We start from the raw sequence: 23,862 nt of genomic DNA, 5'->3' as shown, positions 1-23,862 counted from the left end.
GTTCCTATCAACCGCTATCGGACGAGCCCCTGGAAGTATCCCGAACAACCAACAGAGTTCGAGTACGGTCTGGATGATGTGCTGGCGAAGGTCTACCACAGCCGTTTCCGCTTCAGAAAACGCTACTTCCGCATTGCCAAGGGATTGGCTGGGAAAGTGATAGCAATACGTCCGCACTCAGATGCCGAACATTTGTTCGATGTGTACTTCTGCCACCAACTACTTCGGACCATTGACCTGAATGACCCTGAGTGCAGTCCATAATGCGTCAACCATGTCCTCGTACATGTGCCCACCATGTCTCCGGTCCGTACAAACGATTGGAAAAGGGACTCGCCTGGGAAGGCGAAACAGAAAACACCCGCAAAACTCGCTAAACAGCCGGGCTCTGATGCCCGCGGCAAGAACGCCTTGCACCTCTATAGCGACGCCAGATAAAGACGCAACGCCTTGAGCGAGTCCGGGCAGCAGTTCTCCAGCGCCTGGGCCTGGTCGAGGCTCATGAAGCGCGCTTCCATCACCTCCTCCGGCTGCAGCCGCAGGGGCGCGTCGGACACGGCGGAGAACACCGCGCCCCAGAGCCGGTTGCCCGGCTCGTCGAAGTAGAAGCGCCCATGCTCGCGCAGGGGCACGCCGGCGATGCCGAGTTCTTCCTCCAGCTCACGGGCGGCGGAGAGGGCGTAGTCCTCCCCTTCCTGGACCATGCCGCCGGCGGCGACGTCCCAGTAGCCCGGGTACAGCGCCTTGCTCAGGGTGCGGCGATGCACGCAGAGCTGGCCGGCGCTGTTGAACAGGAGGATGAAGGTGCCACGGGAAACCAGCCCGCGCTCGCGCAGCTCGGCCCGGGGCAGGCCGCCGAGGAGGCGGTCCTGCTCGTCGACCCAGGCCACCCGCTCGGCGTCGGAGGCGGCGCGGTGGGCCGCCTCGCGCGGGTCGAGGGCCATCAACCCTGCTCCAGCAGCTGGCGCAGGTCGATCACGGCGGCGTTGGCGCGGGAGATGTAGTTGGCCATCACCAGCGAGTGGTTGGCGAGTACGCCGTAGCCACTGCCGTTGAGCACCATGGGGCTCCACAGGGGCTCCTGGGCGGCCTCCAGCTCGCGGATGATCTGCCGCACGCTGATGGTGGCGTTCTTCTTGGCCAGTACGTCGGCGAAGTCCACTTCGATGGCACGCAGGATGTGGGACAGCGCCCAGGCCTGGCCACGGGCTTCATAGAAGACGTTGTCGATCTGCAGCCAGGGCGTCTCGACGATCTCCTCGCTGACCTTGGGCACCACGCCTTCCTGGCCGTCCTGGGCCTTCACGTCGGTGTTCAGGCGGACCCGGCCGACGCTGGCGGACAGGCGCTGGGACAGCGAGCCCAGGCGGGTGGCGACGTCACCCAGCCAGTTGTTGAGGTTGTCGGCGCGGGTATAGAACTGGGCGCCGGGCTGGCTCGGGTCGGAGAGCCGGGCCAGGTAGCGGTCCAGGGAGCGGATGCCTTCCTGGTACTCGGTCTCGGAGGCGGGCAGGGCCCAGCTCTTGTTGTCGAAGTTGAAGCGCGGCTCGGCGCGCGCCAGATCGACGTCCTCAGTGGACTGCGACTGGGAGCGGGCGAAGTCCTTGCGCAGGCCGCGGGTCAGGTCGCGGACCTGTACCAGTACGCCGTATTCCCAGCTGGGCATGTTGTCCAGCCAGATGCCGGGCAGGGCCAGGTCGTTGGAGAGGTAGCCACCGGGCTTGTCCAGCAGGGTCTGGGCCACCTGTTTTAGGGTCTCGACCGTGGTGTAGCCGGTGACCAGCTTGCGCTGGGCGCGTTCGGCCGCCGCCTGGGCGTTCTGCTGCACGGGGAACAGCTCGGGCTCCTGGCTCCAGTACCAGCCCACCACACCCGCTCCCACCAGGTAGATGCCGAGCAGGGCGCCGAGGGCGCGGCTGACCCAGATGCCTCCCAGGTAGCTGCGGACATCGTCCACCGAATCATCGACGCGATCTCGTGCCTGGCCCGCACGCTTCTTCCAGTCCAGCATGGCTATGTCCTTCACTCATCCGTTCGGCAAGTTTCGACAGCGCCCTTGCGCAAGGGTGCCGCCGGCCTCGCACTATAAGTGAAGCGAGCGACCTTGCCAGCGCCCAATGGCCAAACCAAGAGTGGGCCGGTGACGAGGTGTTGAGACGATGCGCACATTCGCGCTGTGACCCAGTGGCACTCCCGGAGAAAAGGTTGGCGCCAAGGGATCGGCGGTACTGGCACGGCTGCAACGAGGTGCTAGCATAGCGCCACCATCCAGGTCGGATTTCGTCCAGAAAACGACCAGAAGCCCAGAAGCCCGTCATGACCGAACCCGAAGATCCGAGCCGCGATCGCCTGAAGACCTATTTCGCCCAACGGGTGATCCACCAGGCGCGCCATCTTCTGGAGGTCTGGCAGCGGCTGCAGCGCAGCGAGTGGCGGGAGTCCGACCTCACCGAGCTGACCGAGGCCAACACCCTCCTGCAGCGTTATGCCCAGCGCTTCGAACAGCCCGAGCACAGCCAGCTGGCCCAGAGCATCGAAGCCTGCCTGGTGGGCATCCAGGCCAACCGTGGGCGCCTGTCCAGCGAACTGATCACCGAGCTGAGCCAGCTGATGCAGCGCCTGTCGCGCACCGGGCTGCGCCATGGCGACCAGCTCGAACAGACCTTCCTGCCGCCCCTGCGCAAGCCGGTCTATCTGGCCCTGCAGGACGGCGAGCGCGCCGCACGCCTGGCCCAGCAGATGGAGTTCTTCGGCCTCTCGGCGCAGACCTGCGACAGCGCCAACGCCTTCCGCGCGGCCATGGCCGAGCGACACCCGTCGGCCATCGTCATGGAAGTGGATTTCGCCGGCACCGGCATGGGCCTGGAGCTGGCACTCGAAGCGCAGAAGGGCCTGGAGCACAAGCTGCCGGTGCTGTTCTTCAGCCACGAGGACACCGACACCCCGACCCGCCTGGCCGCCGTGCGCGCCGGGGGGCAGGAGTTCTACACCGGCACGCTGGACGCCTCCAGCCTGCTGGAACGCATCGAGACCCTGACCCGCACCGCCCACTACGAGCCCTACCGGGTGCTGGTGGTGGACGACTCCCGCGCCCAGGCGATGCACACCGAGATGACCCTGAACAGTGCCGGCATCGTCACCCGCGCCATCACCGAGCCGGTGCAGGCGATGGCGGCCCTGGCGGAGTTCCAGCCGGACCTGATCATCCTCGACATGTACATGCCCGAGTGCCTGGGCACCGAGCTGGCCAAGGTGATCCGCCAGAACGAGCGCTACGTCAGCGTGCCGATCATCTACCTGTCGGCCGAGGACGACCTGGACAAGCAGTTGGACGCGATGAGCGAGGGCGGTGACGACTTCCTCACCAAGCCGATCAAGCCGCGCCACCTGATCGCCACCGTGCGCACCCGCGCCAAGCGTGCCCGCAGCCTGAAGGCGCGGATGGTGCGCGACAGCCTCACCGGGCTGTTCAACCACACCCACACCCTGCAGCTGCTGGAGGACGCCCGTTCCCGCGCACGCCGCGATGGCCGGCCGCTGTGCTTCGCAATGCTCGACATCGACCACTTCAAGAAGGTCAACGACACCTACGGCCACCCCATGGGCGACCGGGTGATCAAGAGCCTCGCGCTGTTCCTCAAACAGCGCCTGCGCAAGAGCGACCACATCGGCCGCTACGGCGGCGAGGAGTTCGCCGTGGTGCTGCCGGACACCGACCTGGAAGCCGCCCAGCGGGTGCTGGACGAGATCCGCCAGCGCTTCGCCGAGATCCGCTACCCGGCCCAGCCCCACGACCTGTCCTGCACCTTCAGCTGCGGCATCGCCGAGCTGAGCGATGACATCGACAGCAACACACTCTCCAAGCGCGCCGACGAGGCGCTCTACCAGGCCAAGCGCAGCGGCCGTAACCGCGTCGAGCTGTTCCGCTGAGCCGTCCCGCAGCGTGACGCAGGTCACGCTGTCATCAAGCTGCAATCGAATCGAAATATCGTCGGGGTCCGCCGTCCTGTTCGTTGTAGGTCGAGGCCCCCATGCGCCTGAAGCAGCTCACCAACCTCAATACCCTTCTTCTCGTCACCGTGTGCCTGGCCCTGGGCGCCACGCTGTGGTGGTCCCAGCGCGCCCTGGAACGCCCCTACCAGGTGATGGAGCTGTACCTGGACCTGGCGCAGCGCGTGCAGCGGGACGTCAGCGACAACATCGAGGCCTACCTCGCCAGCGGCGATGCCCTGCGCCACAGTGCCGCCACCCAGGGCCTGGACGACCTGGACAAGCGCCTGCAGCAGTTGCCGCCGGAGCTGGCCAGCACCCTGCGCGGTGGCATCGACCCGCTGCGCACCTTTGCGGCCGAGCAGCTCCTGGCCGCCGGCAAGCTGGCCGGTGACCCGCAGGGCCTGCTGATCCAGGCTGAGCGCGAGCTGGACGGGGCACTGGAGCAACTGGCGCGCTATGCCGACGCCGGCGACCCGGCCCACGCGGCGGACTACCGGGCGCCGCTGCTGGCGGCCTCCCAGCACCTGACGCGCCTGGCCCACGCCCGCGCCAAGCTGGTGGAAAGCGGCCGTGACGAACTGGCGGCCGACGTGGAACGCGAACTGGCCGCCCTCGGCCAGGAATCCGCCCGCCTCGATGCCCTGCCCCTGCTGGGCGTGGCCGAGCAGAGCCAGTCCGCCTCCGACGACTTCGCCGCGATGATGGGCCTGGCCGACAAGGGCGAGCAGAAGGCCGCCGAGGACCGTGGCGTCGCCCTCAAGCGCGAGCTGTCCAGCCTGGTTGGCCGCTACCCGGCCGAACTGCAGCGCACTCGCCAACTGATCGCCAACCGCGCCGAACTGGCCAAGGCCACCCGCGCCCGCCTCGACGACCTGCGCCAGGCCCTGACTGCCCTGGAGCCCCTGGTGCGCGCCGAGCACGGCCGCATCCAGGGCGAGGTGCGGCTGATGCAGGGGCTGATGATCGGCCTGATCCTGCTCATCGCCCTGGCGGTGGACCGAATCCAGCGCAACCTCACCCGGGTGCTCGGGCGCCTGATGCAGGCGCTGTCCCACTGGGCCTCGGGGGACTTCAGCCAGCCCATCCACCTGGATTCACGCATCGACGACCTGCGCGGCATCGAGGGTTCCCTGGCGCGCCTGCGGGCCTACCTGGGCGACCTGGTGGGCACCATCCGCCACCACGCCGAGCAGGTGCTGAGCAGCAGCCACACCCTGGCCGGCCTCAACGGCGGCCTGCACGACGGCGCCGAACGCCAGGCGGTGGGCACCGGGCAGATCCGCGATGCCCTGGGCGAACTGGAGGCCACCATCCAGCAGGTGGCCGGTGACGCGGCCCACGCCGCCGACGCCAGCCACGCGGCCGGCCGTGCGGTGGAACAGGGCCAGCGCATCATCGGCCAGAGCCTGACCGGCATGCGCACGCTGGTGGGCGAGGTGCAGAACAACGCCAGCGCCATCGAGCGACTGGCCCAGGAGTCGGCCACCATCGAGAGCGTGCTGACAGTGATCCGCGGCATCGCCGAGCAGACCAACCTGCTGGCGCTCAACGCGGCCATCGAAGCGGCCCGCGCCGGCGAGCAGGGGCGCGGCTTCGCAGTGGTCGCCGACGAGGTGCGTACCCTGGCGCAACGCACCGCCGGCGCCACCGGGGAGATCCAGGAACTCATCGGCCGCCTGCAGACCGCCGCCCACCAGTCGGTGCAGGGCATGCGCGCCCAGGTGGAGCACGCCGAGGCCACCGCCACCCGCGCTGCCGCGGCAGACGGGGCGCTGGACGAGATCGTCGACGCCATCCGCACCATCGCCAGCACCGCCGGGCAGATCGCCGAGGCCACCGCCAACCAGAGCGGCGCGGTGAGCGAGATCCGCGGCTACAGCGAGCAGATCCACCAGCAGGGCGACGACAACCTGCGCCACATCGGCCGCAGCCGCGACCAGGCGGAGCAGCTGCTGCAGCTGGGCGGCGAGCTGAACCAGGCGGTGCAGGCCTTCCGTGTCTAGCAGGCCGTCTCTGCGGCGACGTGTCGCGCCCCGGGCGCAGGCGGCGCGCCCAAGGGGACGGCGCATGACCTTTCGGCGCGATGAGAAAGCCGCTTACAGGATCGGCCTGCCGGGCGCGGACCGGCTCCGTTATCATGCCCGGCACCTTTGCCTGCCGAGTGTCCCATGCGTCGTCTGCTGACCCTCATCCTGCTACTGGCCACCCTGCCCGCCGTCGCCGGGCTGCTGGACGGCCGCCCCAGCGCCACCCTCGGCGCCCCGCTGAACAACAGCCAGGACTTCCTCCCGGTGCGCGAGGCCTTCCGCCTCAGCCTGGTGGAGAGTTCACCCACGGCGATCAAGCTGCGCTTCACCAACGCCGAGGGCTACTACCTCTACAAGCACCGCTTCCAGTTCCGCACCGAGCCGGCCGATGTCGGCCTGGGCGCGGCGCAACTGCCGGCGGGCAAGCACAAGACCGACGACTACTTCGGCGACGTGGAGGTGTACTACGAGGTCCTCGACGTCGACCTGCCGCTGAACAACCCGCAACAGCGCCCCTTCAAGCTGCTGGTGACCTACCAGGGCTGTGCCGACAAGGGCCTGTGCTACCCGCCGGAAACCGAGACGCTGCAGATCGGCGCCGCGTCCGCCGCCACGCCGGACGGTGCGGTGCCAAGCGACGGGCAGGGCTGGAGCTGGCACGAGCTGGCGCTGTTCTTCCTCGCCGGGCTGGGCCTGACCTTTACCCCCTGCGTGCTGCCGATGCTGCCGATCCTCTCCGGCGTGGTGCTGCGCGGGCAGGTGGGCGGCGGCCGGGGCCTGGTGCTGTCGCTGGCCTACGTGCTGCCGATGGCGGCCTGCTTCGCCGTGCTGGGCGCGCTGATGGGCGTGTTCGGCGCTGAGCTGAACCTGCAGGCGCGCCTGCAATCGGCCTGGGTGCTGGTGCCCTTCGCGGCCTTCTTCGCGGTGTTCGCCCTGGCCATGTTCGGCCTGTATGAACTGCGCCTGCCGGGCTTCCTCGCCGGCCCGCTGGACCGCCTGGCCGGCAGCACCCAGGGCGGCTCGATCTGGGGTGCGGCAGCGCTGGGGGTGCTCTCCAGCCTGCTGGTCTCGCCTTGCGTCTCCGCCCCGCTGGCGGGCGCCCTGCTCTATATCAGTGCCAGCGGCGATGCCCTGGGCGGCGGCCTGAAGCTGTTCCTGCTGGGCCTCGGCATGGGCACTCCGCTGGTGCTCTTCGCGGTCGGTGGCGGCGCGCTGCTGCCGCGCTCCGGCCCGTGGATGGTGGCGGTGCGCAATGCCTTCGGGGTGCTGCTGCTGGCGGTGTCGGTGTGGCTGCTGGAGCGCGTGCTGCCGGGCTCGCTGAGCCTGGCCCTGTGGGGCCTGCTGGCTGCCGGGGTTGCGCTGTTCCTCGGCACCCTGGAGTTCGGCCCCAAACCCCCACGCCAGCGCCTGGCGCAACTCGCCGGGCTGGTGCTGCTGGTCTACGCCGGCGCCACCTGGGTCGGCGCGCTCAAGGGCGAGGCCGATCCGCTGCGCCCGCTGGGCCGTGCCGGCGTGGCCGGTGCCCCCCAGGCCACGGCAGCCGCCGGTGCCTGGATCACCGTGAAGACGCCGGCCGAGCTTGAGGCCGCCCAGGCCGCCGCCAAGGCCGCCAGGCAACCGCTGCTGCTGGACTGGTACGCGGACTGGTGCATCAGTTGCAAGGTGATCGAGCGCGAGGTGCTCACCGCGCCGGAGGTCACCGCGCAACTGGGCCGCTACCGCCTGGTGCGCTTCGACATGACCGAGAGCACCGCCGAGCAGCGCGCCCTGCTGGACCGCTACAAGCTGTTCGGCCCGCCGGCCCTGCTGTTCTTCGGGGCGAACGGTGACGAATGGGCCGATCTGCGTGTCGTAGGAGAGATCCACGCCGCCGCGTTCGCCAACCACCTGGCCCGCGCCGGCTCGCGTCAATAAGCGGAACTTCATAAATCTGCCGCAATCTGCGGGCATCGTGTCGACTACTGGCGACACAGGGACAGTCACGACTATCCTTCACGGTCCCGCCTGGCCCCAATAAGGAAGACAGCCCATGGCCACCTTGCTCGTCCTGCACGGTCCCAACCTCAACCTGCTGGGGACCCGCGAGCCCGACAAGTACGGCGCCACCACCCTGGCCGAGATCAACCAGGACCTGGAGCGCCGCGCCCGCGAAGCCGGGCACCACCTGATGCACCTGCAGAGCAACGCCGAGTACGAACTGATCGAGCGGATCCACGCTGCGCGCAACGAGGGCGTGGACTTCATCCTCATCAATCCGGCCGCTTTCACGCATACAAGTGTCGCGCTACGTGACGCGATGCTCGCAGTGAGCATCCCATTCATCGAAGTGCACCTGTCCAACGTGCACAAACGAGAACCTTTCCGCCATCACTCCTACTTCTCCGACGTAGCCGTGGGAGTGATCTGCGGTCTGGGCGCCACCGGCTACCGCCTGGCCCTGGACGCGGCACTGGAACACCTTGAACGCCCCTGACCTCACCCTTGGGAGTTGATGATTAATGGATATCCGTAAAGTCAAGAAACTGATCGAACTGCTGGAAGAGTCCGGGATCGACGAGCTGGAGATCCGCGAGGGCGAAGAGTCCGTGCGCATCAGCCGTCACAGCAACAAGGCCATGGCCGCCCAGCCGGTCTATGCCGCTGCCCCGGCTCCGGTCGCCGCGCCCGTTGCCGCCGCACCGGCTGCTGCCCCGGCTCCGGCAGCCGACGCTGCCCCGGCTGCGGCGAAGCTGAACGGCCACGTGGTCCGCTCGCCGATGGTCGGCACCTTCTACCGTGCCGCCTCCCCCACCTCGGCCAACTTCGCCGAAGTCGGCCAGACCGTTAAGAAAGGCGACATCCTCTGCATCGTCGAAGCGATGAAGATGATGAACCACATCGAAGCCGAAGCCAGTGGCGTGATCGAATCCATCCTCGTGGAAAACGGTCAGCCGGTTGAGTACGACCAGCCGCTGTTCACCATCGTCTGAACCGCGGAGAGCCTGTGATGCTGGAAAAAGTCCTGATCGCCAACCGTGGCGAGATCGCCCTGCGCATCCTGCGCGCCTGCAAGGAGCTGGGCATCAAGACGGTAGCGGTGCACTCCACGGCCGACCGCGAGCTGATGCACCTGTCCCTGGCTGACGAGACCGTCTGCATCGGCCCGGCACCCGCCGCCCAGTCCTACCTGAACATCCCGGCCATCATCAGTGCCGCCGAAGTGACCGGCGCCACCGCGATCCACCCGGGCTACGGCTTCCTCGCCGAGAACGCCGACTTCGCCGAGCAGGTGGAGAACTCCGGCTTCGCCTTCATCGGCCCGAAAGCCGACACCATCCGCCTGATGGGCGACAAGGTGTCCGCCAAGGACGCCATGAAGAAGGCCGGCGTACCGACCGTTCCGGGCTCCGACGGCCCGCTGCCGGAAGACGAAGCGACCGCCCTGGCGATCGCCGAGGACGTCGGTTACCCGGTGATCATCAAGGCTGCCGGTGGCGGCGGTGGTCGCGGCATGCGCGTGGTGCACAGCGCCGACGAGCTGATCAAGTCGGCCAAGCTGACCCGCACCGAAGCCGGTGCCGCGTTCGGCAACTCCATGGTCTACCTGGAGAAGTTCCTCACCAACCCGCGCCACGTGGAAGTGCAGGTACTCTCCGACGGCCAGGGCAACGCCATCCACCTGGGTGACCGCGATTGCTCCCTGCAGCGCCGCCACCAGAAGGTGCTGGAAGAAGCTCCCGCCCCCGGCATCGACGAGAAGGCCCGCGCCGAAGTGCTGGCCCGCTGCGTCCAGGCCTGCATCGAGATCGGCTACCGCGGTGCCGGTACCTTCGAGTTCCTCTACGAGAACGGCCGCTTCTACTTCATCGAGATGAACACCCGCGTCCAGGTGGAGCACCCGGTCACCGAGATGGTCACCGGCGTCGACATCGTCAAGGAGATGCTCAGCATCGCCGCAGGCAACAAGCTCTCGATCAAGCAGGAAGACGTGGTCATCCGTGGCCATGCCCTGGAGTGCCGCATCAACGCCGAAGACCCGGACAACTTCATGCCCTCCCCGGGCAAGGTGAAGTACTTCCACGCCCCGGGTGGCAACGGCGTGCGCGTCGATTCGCACCTGTACAGCGGCTACTCGGTACCGCCGAACTACGACTCGCTGATCGGCAAGCTGATCACCTACGGCAAGGACCGCGACGAGGCCATGGCGCGCATGCGCAATGCCCTCGACGAGATCGTGGTGGACGGGATCAAGACCAACGTCCCGCTGCACCGCGACCTCACCCGCGACAAGGGTTTCTGCAAAGGGGGCGTGAACATTCACTACCTCGAGCACAAACTGGGCAAGAAGTAAGCCTGGTGAACCCCGAAGGGCCGCATAATGCGGCCCTTCTTCATTTCCGCCACGCAAAGGAATGCCCCGCCCGTGAAAGCAAGATTCAAGTCCATCGGCCGGGCCTTTCTGGAGGCCTTCATCTGCCTGGGGCTGGCCCTGCGCTCCAGCCTGCGGCCGGGCATCCTCATCGGCTCGTCGGGCCTCTGCCTGCTGATGACCAGCTTCTGGGGCTGGCTGTTCTATACCCACTTCGAGTTCATCGCCAAGGCCGCCGGGCTGATCGCCTCCTTCGTGATCATGGGCGCTGCCGCCCTCGGGTTGCTCCCAAGCGTCAGCGGCGGCCCGGCGACCATCAGCGCCATGGCCAATATCGCCCCGGCCCTGGCCTTGATGGCGGTTTACGCCGCACTGTTGGCAGTGGCCATCGTGGTCGTGCTCTACGCTGGCGCCGTGGTGCTCAGCATCCGCCTCAGCCTGCGCTGGGTGCTGATGGGGCGCCTGAAGACCCGTACCCGCAGCCACTACCCCAGCCTGCTCCAGCGCCAACCCGCCACCACCGACCTGCTGCGCGCCGGCCGCTACCACCTCGGCCCCTGGCTGGGCCTCGGCATTGGCATCGGAATCGGCCCGCTGCTCTGCCTGCTGATCCCCGTGGTCAACGGCATCCTGATGCTGATGCTGCTGGCTTACCTGAACGTGCGCTTCCTGGTGCCCGCCGCCCTCGCCGAACTGGCCAGTGGCGCCGAACAGATGCGCGTGGTGCGGGCCCAGCGCGGCGCCCTCATCGCCTTCGGCCTGCTGATCCTCATGCTGGCGGTGGTTCCCGTGCTCAATCTGCTGCTCCCGGCCCTGCTCGGCAGCGGCGTCTGCCACCTCGCCTACCGCGGCCTCGACCGCCTGGACGCCGCGGCTGGCATGGCACCCGAGCCTCAAGTAAGCTTGCCCGCCCCGTAAGAGCCCCTTCTCCACGCCGCATCGAGGTTTCGCCATGCCCTGGTTACAAGTCCGTCTCGCCATCACCCCGGATCAGGCGGAAACCTATGAAGACGCCCTGCTGGAAGTCGGTGCCGTCTCGGTGACCTTCATGGACGCCGAAGACCAGCCGATCTTCGAGCCCGACCTCGGCACCACCCCGCTCTGGTCCCACACCCACCTGCTGGCCCTGTTCGAGGCCGACACCGACGAGACGGCGCTGGTGGCGCACCTCGAACTGCTCACCGGCGGCGCCCTGCCGCAGCACCAGATCGAGCGCATCGAAGACCAGGACTGGGAACGCAGCTGGATGGACAACTTCCAGCCCATGCGCTTCGGCCGCCGCCTGTGGATCGTCCCGAGCTGGCACGACGCCCCCGAGCCGGATGCGGTGAACCTGCTGCTGGACCCGGGCCTGGCCTTCGGCACCGGCACCCACCCGACCACCGCGCTGTGCCTGGAATGGCTGGACGGTCAGGAACTGGGCGGCTGCGACCTGATCGACTTCGGCTGCGGCTCCGGCATCCTCGCCATCGCCGGCCTGCTGCTGGGCGCGCGCCAGGCGGTGGGCACCGACATCGACCCGCAAGCCCTGGAGGCCTCCCGCGACAACGCCTCGCGCAACGGCATCGACCCGGCCCTGTTCCCCGTCTACCTGCCCGCCGACATGCCGCAACAGCCGGCCGACGTGGTGGTGGCCAACATCCTCGCCGGCCCGCTGGTGTCCCTGGCGCCGCAGATCACCGCGCTGGTCAAGGCCGGCGGCCGCCTGGCGCTGTCGGGCATCCTCGCCGAGCAGGCCGAGGGGGTCCGCGCGGCCTACGCCGACGCCTTCGAGCTGGACCCGACCGCCGAGAAGGATGGCTGGGTGCGCATCAGCGGCGTTCGTCGCTGAGGCCCGCAAAGGATGCACAGCAGGAATGCGCCAGCGACGTGGCGAGTTGGTAGACTAGCGCGTCGTTTTGCCCGGACCGCCGCATGACCGATAGCTTCGTCACCCAGTGCCCCCATTGCCAGACCAGCTTCCGCGTGACCCGCGCCCAGCTGGCGGCGGCCCATGGCGCGGTGCGTTGCGGCGCGTGCCTGCACGTGTTCAACGCAGCCAAGCAACTGCTGGGGAGCCTGGCGGCGAAGGAAGCCTCGGCCCCGACGACGACCGCCCCGGCTGCAGCCACGCCACCCGCTCGCCCGGCTGCTCCGAGCGCGACGCCACCCGCCCCCCGGGCTCCGGCTCCGGCTCCGGCTCCGGCTCCGGCTCCGGCTCCGGCTCCGGCTCCGACTCCGACTCCGACTCCGGCTCCGGCTCCGGCTCCGAGCGTGCCCAGCGTCGCCACCGTGCTCAAGCCGCAGGCTGCCGCAACGCCGGCCCCCAGCGGCAAGAGCGGCGACAAGAACACCCTGTGGATCCACGACGACCTGGACCTGGACAGCCTCGACCTCGACGAGGAACTGGCCAAGCTGGAACAGGAAGAACTCAAGCTCTCCCGCGAATTCATGGCCCTGCAGGCCGCCCCCAAGCCGGGCGAACAGCTGCTGGGCCAGCGTGACGATCCCGAACAACGCTACGACGAAGGCTGGGCCGAAGCCCTGCTGCACGCCGAGCAACGCCCCACCGCCTCCGTACCCCAGGCACCCGTGCCGCCGCGCCCGGCCGAGCCGGAGCGCCGCGAACCTGCGCTCAACCTGGCCGCCGTCGAGGAAGAGGACGACCCGCTGCCGAGCATCGGCTCGGCCCGCGACGACGAGCCCGATGACGAACCGGATCTCCCCGCCCCCGGCCGCACCGCCACGCAGGAACGGGACGAGGACGACACAGACGAACCGCTGGACGACGCACCGACCGAGCCCGTCGTGAGCCGCAGCCCGCCGCGCAACGAACCGAGCCTGCGCGACAAGGGCCTGCTGGACCTGGACGACGAGCCCCTGCAACTGGAATGGCAAGCCCCGCGCAAACCCTGGGGCCGCTGGATCGGCTGGGGCCTGCTGAACCTGATCGGCGGCCTCGCCCTGGGCTTCCAGTACGTCTGGTACCACTTCGACGAACTGGCCCGCACCGACCAGTACCGCCCCTGGTTCGAGCAGCTCTGCCCCGAGATCGGCTGCCGCCTGCCTTCCAAGGTCGACGTCAACCTGATCAAGAGCAGCAACCTGGTGGTGCGCAGCCACCCGGACTTCACCGGCGCCCTGGTGGTGGATGCGATCATCTACAACCGCGCGGCCTTCTCCCAGCCCTTCCCGCTGCTGGAACTGCGCTTCGCCGACATCAACGGGCAACTGCTCGCCAACCGTCGCTTCAAGCCCGGCGAATACCTCGGCGGGGAGCTGGCCGGGCAGACGGAAATGCCGCCGCAGACGCCGATCCACATCTCGCTGGACATCCTTGACCCCGGCATCAAGGCGGTCAATTACAGCCTGAGCTTCCACTCCCCGGAATAGCCTGACAGGCCCGCCGGACGCCGCTCCGGGGCCTTGCCAGAACCCCTGGCGATAAGCTCGGCACTGTTCAGAATTTGTTCAAAACAACCTTTATCCGGTCATCGAGAGCGGGTATGATGCCCACCCTTTTTCGTAGACCAAGATCCGGCCCCACAGGCAGGGAAGACCCATGTCGGCGGTACGCATCGGCCCGTATGCCCTACCCAACCAGGTGATACTCGCCCCCATGGCGGGCGTGACCGACCGTCCGTTTCGTCTGCTTTGCCGTCGCCTGGGTGCCGGCTTGGTAGTCTCCGAGATGGTCACCAGCGACGTGCGCCTGTGGAACAGCCGCAAGTCCCGGTTGCGCCTGCTTCATGAAGGCGACCCGGAGCCCCGTTCGGTGCAGATCGCCGGCGGCGACCCGGAGATGCTGGCCGAGGCGGCCAGGGCCAATGTGGCGCTCGGAGCCCAGATCATCGACATCAACATGGGCTGTCCGGCGAAGAAGGTCTGCAACAAGGCGGCCGGTTCCGCGCTGATGAAGGATGAAGCCCTGGTGGCACGCATCCTCGACGCCGTGGTGAAGGCCGTCGATGTCCCGGTCACGCTGAAGATCCGCACCGGCTGGGACCGCGACAACAAGAACGGCATCGCCGTGGCGAGGATCGCCGAAGAGTCGGGTATCCAGGCGCTGGCCGTTCACGGTCGCACCCGGGCCGACCTGTACACCGGCGAAGCCGAGTACGACACCATCGCCGCGATCAAGCAGTCGGTGTCGATCCCGGTCTTTGCCAACGGCGACATCGACTCGCCACAGAAAGCCAGACAGGTCCTCGACGCCACCGGTGCCGATGCCCTGCTGATCGGTCGAGCGGCCCAGGGGCGACCCTGGATCTTCCGCGAGATCACGCATTACCTGGCCACCGGCGAACTGCTGGCGGTGCCGGGGCTTGAAGAGGTGGAACAGATCCTGCTGGAGCACCTGGCCGCACTGCACGCCTTCTATGGCGAAGTGATGGGCGTACGCATCGCCCGCAAGCATGTCGGCTGGTATCTCGCAACCCTGCCGGGCGCCAGGGAGTTTCGCGCCCAGTTCAATCGTTTGGAGTCCACGGACGCGCAGTGCGCCAGCGTTCGGCAATTTTTCGCCGAGCGTCACAACGAAGGGGATAAGGCCGCATGACGACGATGACCGAGAATTTTTTTGATGGGGCAACACCCGTGAGCGACAACGCCAACCTGAAACAGCACCTGACCACACCGACCGCCGAGGGCCAGACCCTGCGCGGCAGCGTCGAGAAGGCACTGCACAACTACTTCGCCCACCTGGAGGGCGCGACGGTCACGGACGTCTACAACCTGGTGCTCTCCGAAGTGGAAGCCCCGCTGCTGGAAACCGTGATGAACTACGTCAAGGGCAACCAGACCAAGGCCTCCGAGATGCTCGGCCTCAACCGGGGCACGCTGCGCAAGAAGCTCAAGCAGTACGACCTCCTGTAAGCACGTATTCGATAAAGAAAGGGCGGCCCCCGAGAACATCAAAGGCCGCCCTTTTTTACTGATTCCCCTGCTCCGATGGACATCGACATGACCGACCAGACCACCCGCCTCCCCGTTCGCCGCGCCCTGATCAGCGTTTCCGACAAGACCGGCATCCTCGAGTTCGCCCGTGAACTGGCTGCCCTGGGCGTGGAGATCCTCTCCACCGGCGGCACCTACAAGCTGCTCAAGGACAACGGCGTCGCCGCCGTGGAAGTCGCCGACTACACCGGCTTCCCGGAAATGATGGACGGCCGCGTGAAGACCCTGCACCCGAAGATCCACGGCGGCATCCTCGGTCGCCGCAACCTGGACGGCGCGGTCATGGAGCAGCACGGCATCAAGCCGATCGACCTGGTGGCGGTCAACCTCTACCCCTTCGAGGCCACCGTCGCCAAGGCTGACTGCGACCTGCCCACCGCCATCGAGAACATCGACATCGGCGGCCCGACCATGGTCCGCAGCGCCGCGAAGAACCACAAGGACGTCGCCATCGTGGTCAACGCCAGCGACTACGCCGGCATCGTCGAATCCCTCAAGGCCGGCGGCCTGACCTACGCCCAGCGCTTCGACCTGGCCCTCAAGGCCTTCGAGCACACCAGCGCTTACGACGGCATGATCGCCAACTACCTGGGCACCATCGACCAGGCCCGCGACACCCTGTCCACCGAAGACCGCAGCGCCTTCCCGCGCACCTTCAACAGCCAGTTCGTCAAGGCCCAGGAAATGCGCTACGGCGAGAACCCGCACCAGAGCGCGGCGTTCTACGTGGAAGCGAAGAAGGGCGAGGCCAGCGTCTCCACCGCCGTCCAGCTGCAGGGCAAGGAACTGTCCTTCAACAACGTGGCCGACACCGACGCCGCCCTGGAATGCGTGAAGAGCTTCGTCAAGCCGGCCTGCGTCATCGTCAAGCACGCCAACCCCTGCGGCGTCGCCGTGGTTCCGGAAGACGAAGGCGGCATCCGCAAGGCCTACGACCTGGCCTACGCCACCGACACCGAATCCGCCTTCGGCGGCATCATCGCCTTCAACCGCGAGCTGGACGGCGAAACCGCCAAGGCCATCGTCGAGCGCCAGTTCGTCGAAGTGATCATCGCCCCGAAAATCTCCGCCGCCGCCCGTGAAGTGGTGACCGCCAAGGCCAACGTACGCCTGCTGGAATGCGGCGAGTGGCCGGCCGAGCGCGCCCCGGGCTGGGACTTCAAGCGCGTCAACGGCGGCCTGCTGGTGCAGAGCCGTGACATCGGCATGATCAAGGCGGAAGACCTGAAGATCGTCACCCAGCGCGCCCCGAGCGAGCAGGAGATCCACGACCTGATCTTCGCCTGGAAAGTGGCCAAGTTCGTCAAATCCAACGCCATCGTCTACGCCAAGAACCGCCAGACCGTCGGCGTCGGCGCCGGCCAGATGAGCCGCGTCAACTCCGCCCGCATCGCCGCCATCAAGGCCGAGCATGCCGGTCTCGAGGTCAAGGGCGCGGTCATGGCCTCCGACGCCTTCTTCCCCTTCCGCGACGGCATCGACAACGCCGCCAAGGCCGGCATCACCGCCGTGATCCAGCCGGGCGGCTCCATGCGTGACAACGAAGTCATCGCCGCCGCCGACGAGGCCGGCATTGCGATGGTATTCACCGGCATGCGCCACTTCCGACACTGAGTGACAGGGACGCACTGAAGCAGGCATCTGCTGCGTTGTCCGGCCCCTCCCCAATGCTCATTGCCAGAAGGCAACTCCGCTTGGTGAGGGCCCGGACGCCTTGCATCTACCCGCTCCATCGCGTCCCCTAAGGTCTGCAGGAATAAGCTTTTGTAGGGTGGATGACGCTCTTCTCATCCACCATCGGGGCCTCTGGCCCGCCTCCTCGAGGAAAACGCAATGAACGTATTGATCATCGGCAGCGGCGGTCGTGAACACGCCCTGGCCTGGAAAGTGGCCCAGGACCCGCGCGTCGCCAAGGTCTTCGTCGCCCCGGGCAACGCCGGCACCGCCACTGAAGCCAAGTGCGAGAACGTCGCCATCGACGTGCTGGCCATCGAGCAACTGGCCGACTTCGCCGCTGCCAACGTGCAACTGACCATCGTCGGCCCCGAGGCCCCGCTGGTGAAAGGCGTGGTCGACCTGTTCCGCGCCCGTGGCCTGGCCATCTTCGGCCCCACCGCCGGTGCCGCCCAGCTGGAAGGCTCCAAGGCCTTCACCAAGGATTTCCTCGCCCGCCACAAGATCCCCACCGCCGACTACCAGAACTTCACCGAAGTCGAGCCGGCCCTGGCCTACCTGCGCGAGAAGGGTGCTCCCATAGTGGTCAAGGCCGACGGCCTGGCCGCCGGCAAGGGCGTGATCGTCGCCATGACCCTGGCCGAAGCCGAGGACGCCGTGCGTGACATGCTCTCCGGCAACGCCTTCGGCGACGCCGGTGCCCGCGTGGTAATCGAGGAGTTCCTCGACGGCGAGGAAGCCAGCTTCATCGTCATGGTCGACGGCCAGAACGTGCTGCCCATGGCCACCAGCCAGGACCACAAGCGCGTCGGCGACGCCGACACCGGCCCCAACACCGGCGGCATGGGTGCCTATTCCCCCGCCCCGGTGGTCACCCCCGCCGTGCACCAGCGCGTGATGGACGAGGTGATCTACCCCACCGTTCGCGGCATGGCCGAGGAAGGCAACGTCTACACCGGCTTCCTCTACGCCGGCCTGATGATCGACAAGAGCGGCGCGCCCAAGGTCATCGAGTTCAACTGCCGCTTCGGCGACCCGGAAACCCAGCCCATCATGGTGCGCCTGGAAAGCTCCCTGGTCCTGCTGGTCGAGGCCGCCCTGGCCAAGGCCCTGGACAAGGTGGAAGCCACCTGGGACCCGCGCTCCACCGTGGGCGTGGTCCTCGCCGCCGGCGGCTACCCGGGCGACTACGCCAAGGGTGACGTCATCGAAGGCCTGGCCGATGCCGCCGCCCTCGACGGCAAGGTGTTCCACGCCGGCACCGCCCTCAAGGACGGCCAGGTGGTCACCGCCGGCGGCCGCGTGCTCTGCGCCACCGCCATCGGCGCCAGCGTGTCCGACGCCCAGCAGCAGGCCTACCGCCTGGCGGAGAAGATCCGCTGGAACGGCTGTTTCTACCGCAAGGACATCGGCTACCGCGCCATCGCCCGCGAACGCGGCGAAGGCTGAAGGTAGGTAAAGTTCCGGTAAAACCTCGCAAAGGCGGCCCAAGTGGCCGCCTTTGTCATATTCCGCCGGCTGGGCCTTGGCTATAATCCGGCCACTCATTCATGAAGGGACCTCGCCGTGCGCCGGCTCAGGAATGCCATAGGACTTTGCGTCAGCCTGCTGCTGACCCTGCTGTGCCTGCATCCCCTGCACGCCGCAGAGGCGCCGCGCTGGAGCGCCCTGCTCGACCCCGCCGCCAGCCTCCAGCTGGACGACGTCCGCGCCCAGCAATCCATCGCCCAGTTCACCCCCGTCGACCTCGACCGCCTCTACACCCCCGGCGGCGAGAGCGCCCTCTGGCTGCACTACCCGCTGCCGGCCGGCCAGCACGAACGGCTGCTGAGGGTCTTCGCCCCCTACCTCTCCTACCTCGACCTGTACGTGGTGCAGGACGGCGAGGTGATCGACCACATCCGCACCGGCAGCCGCCTGCCCTACGCCGAGCGACCGCTGCCCAGCCGCGACTTCCTGCTGCCGCTGCCCCAGCGCAGCGAGCCCCTGGACCTCTACCTGCGGCTCTCCTCCGAGCACGCCCTGCGCCCCACCATCAGCCTGCAGAGCGCCGCGCTGATGGCCGCCGACGACAGCCGCCCGCTGCTCTTCGGCCTGCTGCTGGGCAGCCTGGTGATGCTGGTGCTGCACAACGTCCTGCGCTTCGCCTACGCCCGCGCCGCCTGCAGCCTGTGGCTGGCCGCCACCCAGCTGTGCATCATCGCCACTGCCCTGGCGCTGCTGGGCATCAGCAGCCCCTGGCTGGACTTCTGGCCCGGCGCCCAGTCGCAGCTGGCCAACCTCTCCATGCTGGCCGCCATGGTCTGCGCCCTGGCCTTCGCCGGCAGCTTCTTCCGCCGCGTCTGCCCCGACACACCGCTCAACGGCCTGCTGCTCAGCGAAGCCGTGGTGATCGGCATCACCGGCCTGCTCCTGCTGGTGGCCACCGACCTGCAGTTCAACCAGCTGGTCTACGGCATGGGCGCCGTCACCGGGCTCAGCATCTTCGGCGTGGCGGTGCACCACTGGCGGTCCGGCTACCGCCCGGCGCGCCTGTTCACCCTGGCGCTGCTGGTGTTCTGCGTGGCGTTCCTCGGCTCGCTGCCGGCGCTGTTCGGCTACTGGGCCGTGCGGTCGGAGTGGCTGGCCTTCGGCCTGCTCAGCGTCACCAGCGTCAGCGGCGTGCTGATGAGCATGGCCATGAGCGAGCGCCAGCGGCGCATCCTCCTCGACGACTTCGTGGTCAGCCGCGAACTCGCCGCCAGCTCCGCCGAACTCAAGGCCAAGGGCGAGTTCCTGGCCAAGATCAGCCACGAGATCCGCACCCCCATGAACGGCGTGCTGGGCATGACCGAGCTGCTGCTGGGCACCCCGCTGTCGGCCAAGCAGCGCGACTACGTGCAGACCATCCACAGCTCCGGCAACGAGCTGCTCACCCTGATCAACGAGATCCTCGACATCTCCAAGCTGGAGTCCGGGCAGATCGAGCTGGACGACGTGCAGTTCGACCTGAATGCCCTGATCGACGACTGCCTGGACATCTTCCGCGCCAAGGCCGAACAGCAGAAGGTCGAGCTCATCAGCTTCATGCAGCCCCAGGTGCCGCGCGTGGTCGGCGGCGACCCGACGCGTCTGCGCCAGGTGCTGCTGAGCCTGCTGGACAACGCCTTCAAGCAGACCGACGAAGGCGAGATCCTGCTGGTGGTGGCCCTGGACACCAGCGGCGCCGAACCGCGCCTGCGCATCGCCGTGCAGGACAGTGGCCGCCCCCTGGAAGCCGGCGAGCGCGACGCCCTGCTCAACGCCGAGCTGCACAGCAAGGACTTCCTCTCCGCCACCAAGCTCGGCGGCCGCCTCGGCCTGATCATCGCCCGGCAACTGGTACGCCTGATGCACGGCGACTTCGGCATCCAGAGCGGCGGCAACCAGGGCAGTACCCTGTGGCTGACCCTGCCCCTGGACGCCCAGCGCCTGGAGCAGCCCGCCTCCGACCTCGACAGCCCGCTGCAGGGCGCGCGGCTGCTGGTGGTGGACGACAACGACACCTGCCGCAAGGTGCTCGTGCAGCAATGCAGCGCCTGGGGCCTGCAGGTCAGCGCCGTGCCGTCCGGCAAGGAAGCCCTGGCCCTGCTGCGCACCAAGGCCCACCTGCGCGAGTACTTCGACGTGGTGCTGCTGGACCAGGACATGCCCGGCATGACCGGCATGCAGCTGGCCGCCAAGATCAAGGAAGACCCGAGCCTCAACCACGACATCCTGATCATCATGCTCACCGGCATCAGCAACGCGCCGAGCAAGATCATCGCCCGCAACGCCGGCATCAAGCGCATCCTCGCCAAGCCGGTGGCCGGCTATACCCTCAAGACCACCCTGGCCGACGAGCTGGTCCAGCGCGCCGCCGGCGGCGCCGCCACCCTCCCCGGCTCCCAGGTCAGCTCGCCGCTCAACGTCCCCGGCGACTTCCGCATCCTCGTCGCCGAGGACAACAGCATCTCCACCAAGGTCATCCGCGGCATGCTGAGCAAGCTCAACCTGCAGCCGGACACCGCCAGCAATGGCGAGGAAGCCCTCAGCGCCATGAAGGAGCGCCAGTACGACCTGGTGCTGATGGACTGCGAGATGCCGGTGCTCGACGGCTTCTCCGCCACCGAAATGCTCCGTGACTGGGAGCGCGACGCCCAGCGCCCGCGCACCCCGGTGGTCGCCCTCACCGCGCACATCCTCAACGAGCACAAGGAGCGCGCGCGCCAGGCCGGCATGGACGGCCACATGGCCAAGCCGGTGGAGCTGTCCCAGCTGCGCGAACTCATCGAGCACTGGGCCGCCGAGAAGGAACTGCGCCGCCTGCGCGAACCGGGCAGCGCCCTGCACTCCTGACGCTCCCGTAGCCCGGGCTTCAGCCCGGGATTCCGATCACGAATGAAATCGCCCGCCCGCACGAACATGACCACTGCGCAGGGTGGATGACGCCCTTTTCATCCACCAGGCGGGGTCGGGCCTGGCATGCCGATGAGTTTGGGGAAACGGTGGGCTGAAGCCCACCCTACGCCCACCCGGTGCCCGCTCCGCGCCACGCCCGGTACCCACACCGCGCTGACACGACGCGCACCCCACATCCGGCGGCGTGCCGGCGTATGATTGCCCCTCGCCAGGGCGACCCGGATCAACGGGTGCGGCCCCCGGCGGCTCCTACACTCACACCACCGTTTCCTCGCGAGCCCGTCCGATGCTCTCCACGATGTTCAGCCTGTACCTGAAGATGCTGGTGCTCTACAGCCCCTTCTTCGTCCTCTCCTGCTTCATCGGCCTCACCCGGGGCTACACGGTGAAGGAGCGCAAGAAGCTCGCCTGGAAGGTCGCCCTCGGCACCCTGGTGGCCAGCGCCCTGCTCTACCTGTTCGGCCAGGCCATCTTCAACGTCTTCGGCATCACCATCGACGCCTTCCGCATCGGTGCCGGCGCCGTGCTGTTCATCTCCGCCCTCGGCATGGCCCAGGGCAAACCGGCGGTGCAAGCCGACAACGTCCAGCAGGACGTCACCATCGTGCCGCTGACCATCCCCCTCACCGTCGGCCCCGGCACCATCGGCGCCATGCTGGTGATGGGCGCCGGCCACGTGCACTGGAACGACAAGTTCACCGCCCTCGCCGCCATCGCCCTCGCCAGCGTCACCGTCGGCGTGGTGCTCTACCTCTCCAACCGCATCGAACGCATCCTCGGCGAGCAGGGCCTGCAGATCGTCAGCCGCCTGATGGGCCTGTTCGTCTGCGCCCTCGCCGCCCAGATCATCTTCACCGGGGTGAAGAACTACCTCGCGCCCTGAAACCGTGCAGGGCCATACCTGACCGAGTGCCCAGGTTGGCGGCGCGCACCGCAATGAGGCGCGCCGACTCCCGGGTCATCCCCTTAAAAACCAACAAAACCCTTCCAGAACAACCGCTTGCCGCTCTTGGCACGGATGCTGCCATTGGACTGACAGCAGTACAGATGACCGTACTCATGTCCCCAAATCGGTCCCATCCCCTGTTCCCATGAACAGCCAAGGAGGCTTTACATGAAGCGCCGTCCGTTCCTGAAGTCCACCCTCGCCGCCAGCGCACTGGTGCTCACCGGCCTGTTCCCCTTCACCCTGCAGGCCGCCGAGACCATCAAGGTCGGCATCCTGCACTCGCTGTCCGGCACCATGGCCATCTCCGAGACCTCGCTCAAGGACATGGCGCTGATGACCCTCTCCGAGATCAACGCCAAGGGCGGGGTGAACGGCAAGAAGCTCGAACCGGTGGTGGTGGACCCCGCCTCCAACTGGCCGCTGTTCGCCGAGAAGGCCCGCCAGCTGCTGACCAAGGACAAGGTCGACGTGGTCTTCGGCTGCTGGACCTCGGTGTCGCGCAAGTCCGTGCTGCCGGTGTTCGAAGAGCTCAACGGCCTGCTCTTCTACCCGGTGCAGTACGAAGGCGAAGAACTCTCGCCCAACGTCTTCTACACCGGCGCCGCGCCCAACCAGCAGGCCATCCCGGCGGTGGAATACCTGATGAGCGAAGACGGCGGCAGCGCCAAGCGCTTCTTCCTGCTGGGCACCGACTACGTCTACCCGCGCACCACCAACAAGATCCTGCGCGCCTTCCTGCACAGCAAGGGCGTTGCCGACAAGGACATCGAAGAGGTCTACACCCCCTTCGGCCACAGCGACTACCAGACCATCGTCGCCAACATCAAGAAGTTCTCCGCCGGCGGCAAGACCGCGGTGATCTCCACCGTCAACGGCGACTCCAACGTGCCCTTCTACAAGGAACTGGCCAACCAGGGCCTGGCCGCCACCGACGTGCCGGTGGTCGCCTTCTCCGTGGGCGAGGAAGAACTGCGCGGCATCGACACCAAGCCGCTGGTGGGCCACCTGGCCGCCTGGAACTACTTCGAATCGGTGGATAACCCGGTCAACGCCAAGTTCGTCGAGCAGTGGAAGGCCTACGCCAAGGCCAAGAACCTGCCCAACTACCAGACCGCCGTGACCAACGACCCCATGGAAGCCACCTACGTCGGCATCCACATGTGGGCCCAGGCCGTCGAGAAGGCCGGCACCACCGACGTCGACAAGGTCCGCGAGGCCCTCGCCGGGCAGACCTTCGCCGCCCCCTCCGGCTACACCCTGACCATGGACAAGACCAACCACCACCTGCACAAGCCGGTGATGATCGGCGAGATCCAGGACGACGGTCAGTTCTCCGTGGTCTGGCAGACCGAAGGCCCCCTGCGCGCCCAGCCCTGGAGCCCCTTCATCCCCGGCAACGACAAGAAGCCGGACTACGCGGTGAAGAGCAACTGACCGACTCCCCTCTCCCCTGCGGAGAGGGGCCAGGGAGCGGTGACGCCGCGCGCCGCCGCTTCCCATCCCTCTCCCTTCCCAGG

The 23,862-nt window shown here is 67.6% G+C and carries 18 protein-coding genes and 1 pseudogene; 17 read left to right on the top strand and 2 right to left on the bottom strand.

All coding sequences use genetic code 11. The features are described 5' to 3' along the window. Positions 1-264, top strand: a pseudogene (locus BM198_RS30340) (IS481 family transposase); the annotation flags it as partial. Between the two features lie 155 nt (positions 265-419). Here the strand turns inward: BM198_RS30340 and yfcD are convergent. Continuing rightward, positions 420-944 carry an NUDIX hydrolase YfcD gene (gene yfcD, locus BM198_RS27075; RefSeq protein WP_074973819.1) on the bottom strand — a complete coding sequence of 175 codons (525 nt, stop codon included), beginning with the start codon at positions 942-944 and terminating at the stop codon, positions 420-422. Next, positions 944-2,011, bottom strand: a complete 1,068-nt coding sequence (locus BM198_RS27070; protein ID WP_074973817.1) for a DUF2333 family protein — start codon at positions 2,009-2,011, stop codon at positions 944-946. The genes yfcD and BM198_RS27070 overlap by 1 nt, the downstream gene beginning before the upstream one ends. 305 nt (positions 2,012-2,316) lie before the next feature. Here BM198_RS27070 and BM198_RS27065 point away from each other — a divergent pair, with 305 nt between their 5' ends. From BM198_RS27065 to urtA, 16 genes are all read left to right on the top strand, one after another. Further along, on the top strand, positions 2,317-3,930 hold the full coding sequence (locus tag BM198_RS27065) for a diguanylate cyclase (protein ID WP_074973815.1): 1,614 nt from the start codon (positions 2,317-2,319) through the stop codon (positions 3,928-3,930). A 101-nt stretch (positions 3,931-4,031) separates the two neighbouring features. After that, positions 4,032-5,996, top strand: a complete 1,965-nt coding sequence (locus BM198_RS27060; RefSeq protein ID WP_074973813.1) for a methyl-accepting chemotaxis protein — start codon at positions 4,032-4,034, stop codon at positions 5,994-5,996. Positions 5,997-6,161: 165 nt separating this feature from the next. Continuing rightward, positions 6,162-7,934: a protein-disulfide reductase DsbD gene (locus tag BM198_RS27055; RefSeq protein WP_074973811.1), complete on the top strand. Its 1,773-nt coding sequence runs from the start codon at positions 6,162-6,164 to the stop codon at positions 7,932-7,934. Between the two features lie 115 nt (positions 7,935-8,049). Beyond that, positions 8,050-8,493: a type II 3-dehydroquinate dehydratase gene (aroQ, locus tag BM198_RS27050; protein ID WP_044411161.1), complete on the top strand. Its 444-nt coding sequence runs from the start codon at positions 8,050-8,052 to the stop codon at positions 8,491-8,493. 25 nt (positions 8,494-8,518) lie between these two features. Beyond that, a complete protein-coding gene (gene accB / locus BM198_RS27045; protein WP_044411158.1) occupies positions 8,519-8,989 on the top strand; it encodes an acetyl-CoA carboxylase biotin carboxyl carrier protein in 471 nt (156 codons plus the stop codon). Between the two features lie 17 nt (positions 8,990-9,006). Next, complete coding sequence (accC, locus tag BM198_RS27040) at positions 9,007-10,350, top strand: acetyl-CoA carboxylase biotin carboxylase subunit (RefSeq protein ID WP_044411155.1); 1,344 nt, start codon at positions 9,007-9,009, stop codon at positions 10,348-10,350. Between the two features lie 72 nt (positions 10,351-10,422). Beyond that, on the top strand, positions 10,423-11,286 hold the full coding sequence (locus BM198_RS27035; protein WP_074973809.1) for an EI24 domain-containing protein: 864 nt from the start codon (positions 10,423-10,425) through the stop codon (positions 11,284-11,286). 34 nt (positions 11,287-11,320) lie between these two features. Beyond that, complete coding sequence (gene prmA, locus BM198_RS27030; protein ID WP_074973808.1) at positions 11,321-12,199, top strand: 50S ribosomal protein L11 methyltransferase; 879 nt, start codon at positions 11,321-11,323, stop codon at positions 12,197-12,199. An 83-nt stretch (positions 12,200-12,282) separates the two neighbouring features. Continuing rightward, entirely contained in the window at positions 12,283-13,740 is a 1,458-nt protein-coding gene (locus BM198_RS27025; RefSeq protein WP_074973806.1) for a DUF3426 domain-containing protein, read from the top strand. Between the two features lie 169 nt (positions 13,741-13,909). Continuing rightward, positions 13,910-14,905 carry a tRNA dihydrouridine synthase DusB gene (dusB, locus tag BM198_RS27020; protein ID WP_044411146.1) on the top strand — a complete coding sequence of 332 codons (996 nt, stop codon included), beginning with the start codon at positions 13,910-13,912 and terminating at the stop codon, positions 14,903-14,905. Continuing rightward, positions 14,902-15,222, top strand: coding sequence for a DNA-binding transcriptional regulator Fis (gene fis, locus BM198_RS27015; protein ID WP_044411145.1), 321 nt, complete (start codon positions 14,902-14,904; stop codon positions 15,220-15,222). Before dusB ends, fis begins: the two co-directional genes overlap by 4 nt. Positions 15,223-15,309: 87 nt before the next feature. Continuing rightward, complete coding sequence (gene purH / locus BM198_RS27010; protein ID WP_074973821.1) at positions 15,310-16,917, top strand: bifunctional phosphoribosylaminoimidazolecarboxamide formyltransferase/IMP cyclohydrolase; 1,608 nt, start codon at positions 15,310-15,312, stop codon at positions 16,915-16,917. Positions 16,918-17,136: 219 nt separating this feature from the next. Next, complete coding sequence (purD, locus tag BM198_RS27005; RefSeq protein WP_074973804.1) at positions 17,137-18,426, top strand: phosphoribosylamine--glycine ligase; 1,290 nt, start codon at positions 17,137-17,139, stop codon at positions 18,424-18,426. A gap of 117 nt (positions 18,427-18,543) precedes the next feature. Continuing rightward, a complete protein-coding gene (locus BM198_RS27000) occupies positions 18,544-21,333 on the top strand; it encodes a hybrid sensor histidine kinase/response regulator (protein WP_074973802.1) in 2,790 nt (929 codons plus the stop codon). Positions 21,334-21,682: 349 nt separating this feature from the next. Then, positions 21,683-22,279: a MarC family protein gene (locus BM198_RS26995; RefSeq protein ID WP_044411137.1), complete on the top strand. Its 597-nt coding sequence runs from the start codon at positions 21,683-21,685 to the stop codon at positions 22,277-22,279. 231 nt (positions 22,280-22,510) lie between these two features. Further along, positions 22,511-23,779: an urea ABC transporter substrate-binding protein gene (urtA, locus tag BM198_RS26990; RefSeq protein WP_074973801.1), complete on the top strand. Its 1,269-nt coding sequence runs from the start codon at positions 22,511-22,513 to the stop codon at positions 23,777-23,779. Positions 23,780-23,862 lie beyond the last annotated feature (83 nt).

It is taken from the genome of Metapseudomonas otitidis (assembly GCF_900111835.1).
Classification (GTDB): Bacteria; Pseudomonadota; Gammaproteobacteria; order Pseudomonadales; family Pseudomonadaceae; genus Metapseudomonas; species Metapseudomonas otitidis.
Note: the sequence above shows the minus strand (reverse complement) of the source record. Positions and strands in the feature narration are given on the sequence as shown.

Excerpts from the sequence above, each read along its gene's own strand:
- yfcD (WP_074973819.1), bottom strand. The coding sequence starts at position 944 with ATGGCCCTCGACCCGCGCGAGGCGGCCCACCGCGCCGCCTCCGACGCC.
- BM198_RS27070 (WP_074973817.1), bottom strand. The coding sequence starts at position 2,011 with ATGCTGGACTGGAAGAAGCGTGCGGGCCAGGCACGAGATCGCGTCGAT.
- BM198_RS27065 (WP_074973815.1), top strand. The coding sequence starts at position 2,317 with ATGACCGAACCCGAAGATCCGAGCCGCGATCGCCTGAAGACCTATTTC.
- BM198_RS27060 (WP_074973813.1), top strand. The coding sequence starts at position 4,032 with ATGCGCCTGAAGCAGCTCACCAACCTCAATACCCTTCTTCTCGTCACC.
- BM198_RS27055 (WP_074973811.1), top strand. The coding sequence starts at position 6,162 with ATGCGTCGTCTGCTGACCCTCATCCTGCTACTGGCCACCCTGCCCGCC.
- aroQ (WP_044411161.1), top strand. The coding sequence starts at position 8,050 with ATGGCCACCTTGCTCGTCCTGCACGGTCCCAACCTCAACCTGCTGGGG.
- accB (WP_044411158.1), top strand. The coding sequence starts at position 8,519 with ATGGATATCCGTAAAGTCAAGAAACTGATCGAACTGCTGGAAGAGTCC.
- accC (WP_044411155.1), top strand. The coding sequence starts at position 9,007 with ATGCTGGAAAAAGTCCTGATCGCCAACCGTGGCGAGATCGCCCTGCGC.
- prmA (WP_074973808.1), top strand. The coding sequence starts at position 11,321 with ATGCCCTGGTTACAAGTCCGTCTCGCCATCACCCCGGATCAGGCGGAA.
- BM198_RS27025 (WP_074973806.1), top strand. The coding sequence starts at position 12,283 with ATGACCGATAGCTTCGTCACCCAGTGCCCCCATTGCCAGACCAGCTTC.
- dusB (WP_044411146.1), top strand. The coding sequence starts at position 13,910 with ATGTCGGCGGTACGCATCGGCCCGTATGCCCTACCCAACCAGGTGATA.
- fis (WP_044411145.1), top strand. The coding sequence starts at position 14,902 with ATGACGACGATGACCGAGAATTTTTTTGATGGGGCAACACCCGTGAGC.
- purH (WP_074973821.1), top strand. The coding sequence starts at position 15,310 with ATGACCGACCAGACCACCCGCCTCCCCGTTCGCCGCGCCCTGATCAGC.
- purD (WP_074973804.1), top strand. The coding sequence starts at position 17,137 with ATGAACGTATTGATCATCGGCAGCGGCGGTCGTGAACACGCCCTGGCC.
- BM198_RS26995 (WP_044411137.1), top strand. The coding sequence starts at position 21,683 with ATGCTCTCCACGATGTTCAGCCTGTACCTGAAGATGCTGGTGCTCTAC.
- urtA (WP_074973801.1), top strand. The coding sequence starts at position 22,511 with ATGAAGCGCCGTCCGTTCCTGAAGTCCACCCTCGCCGCCAGCGCACTG.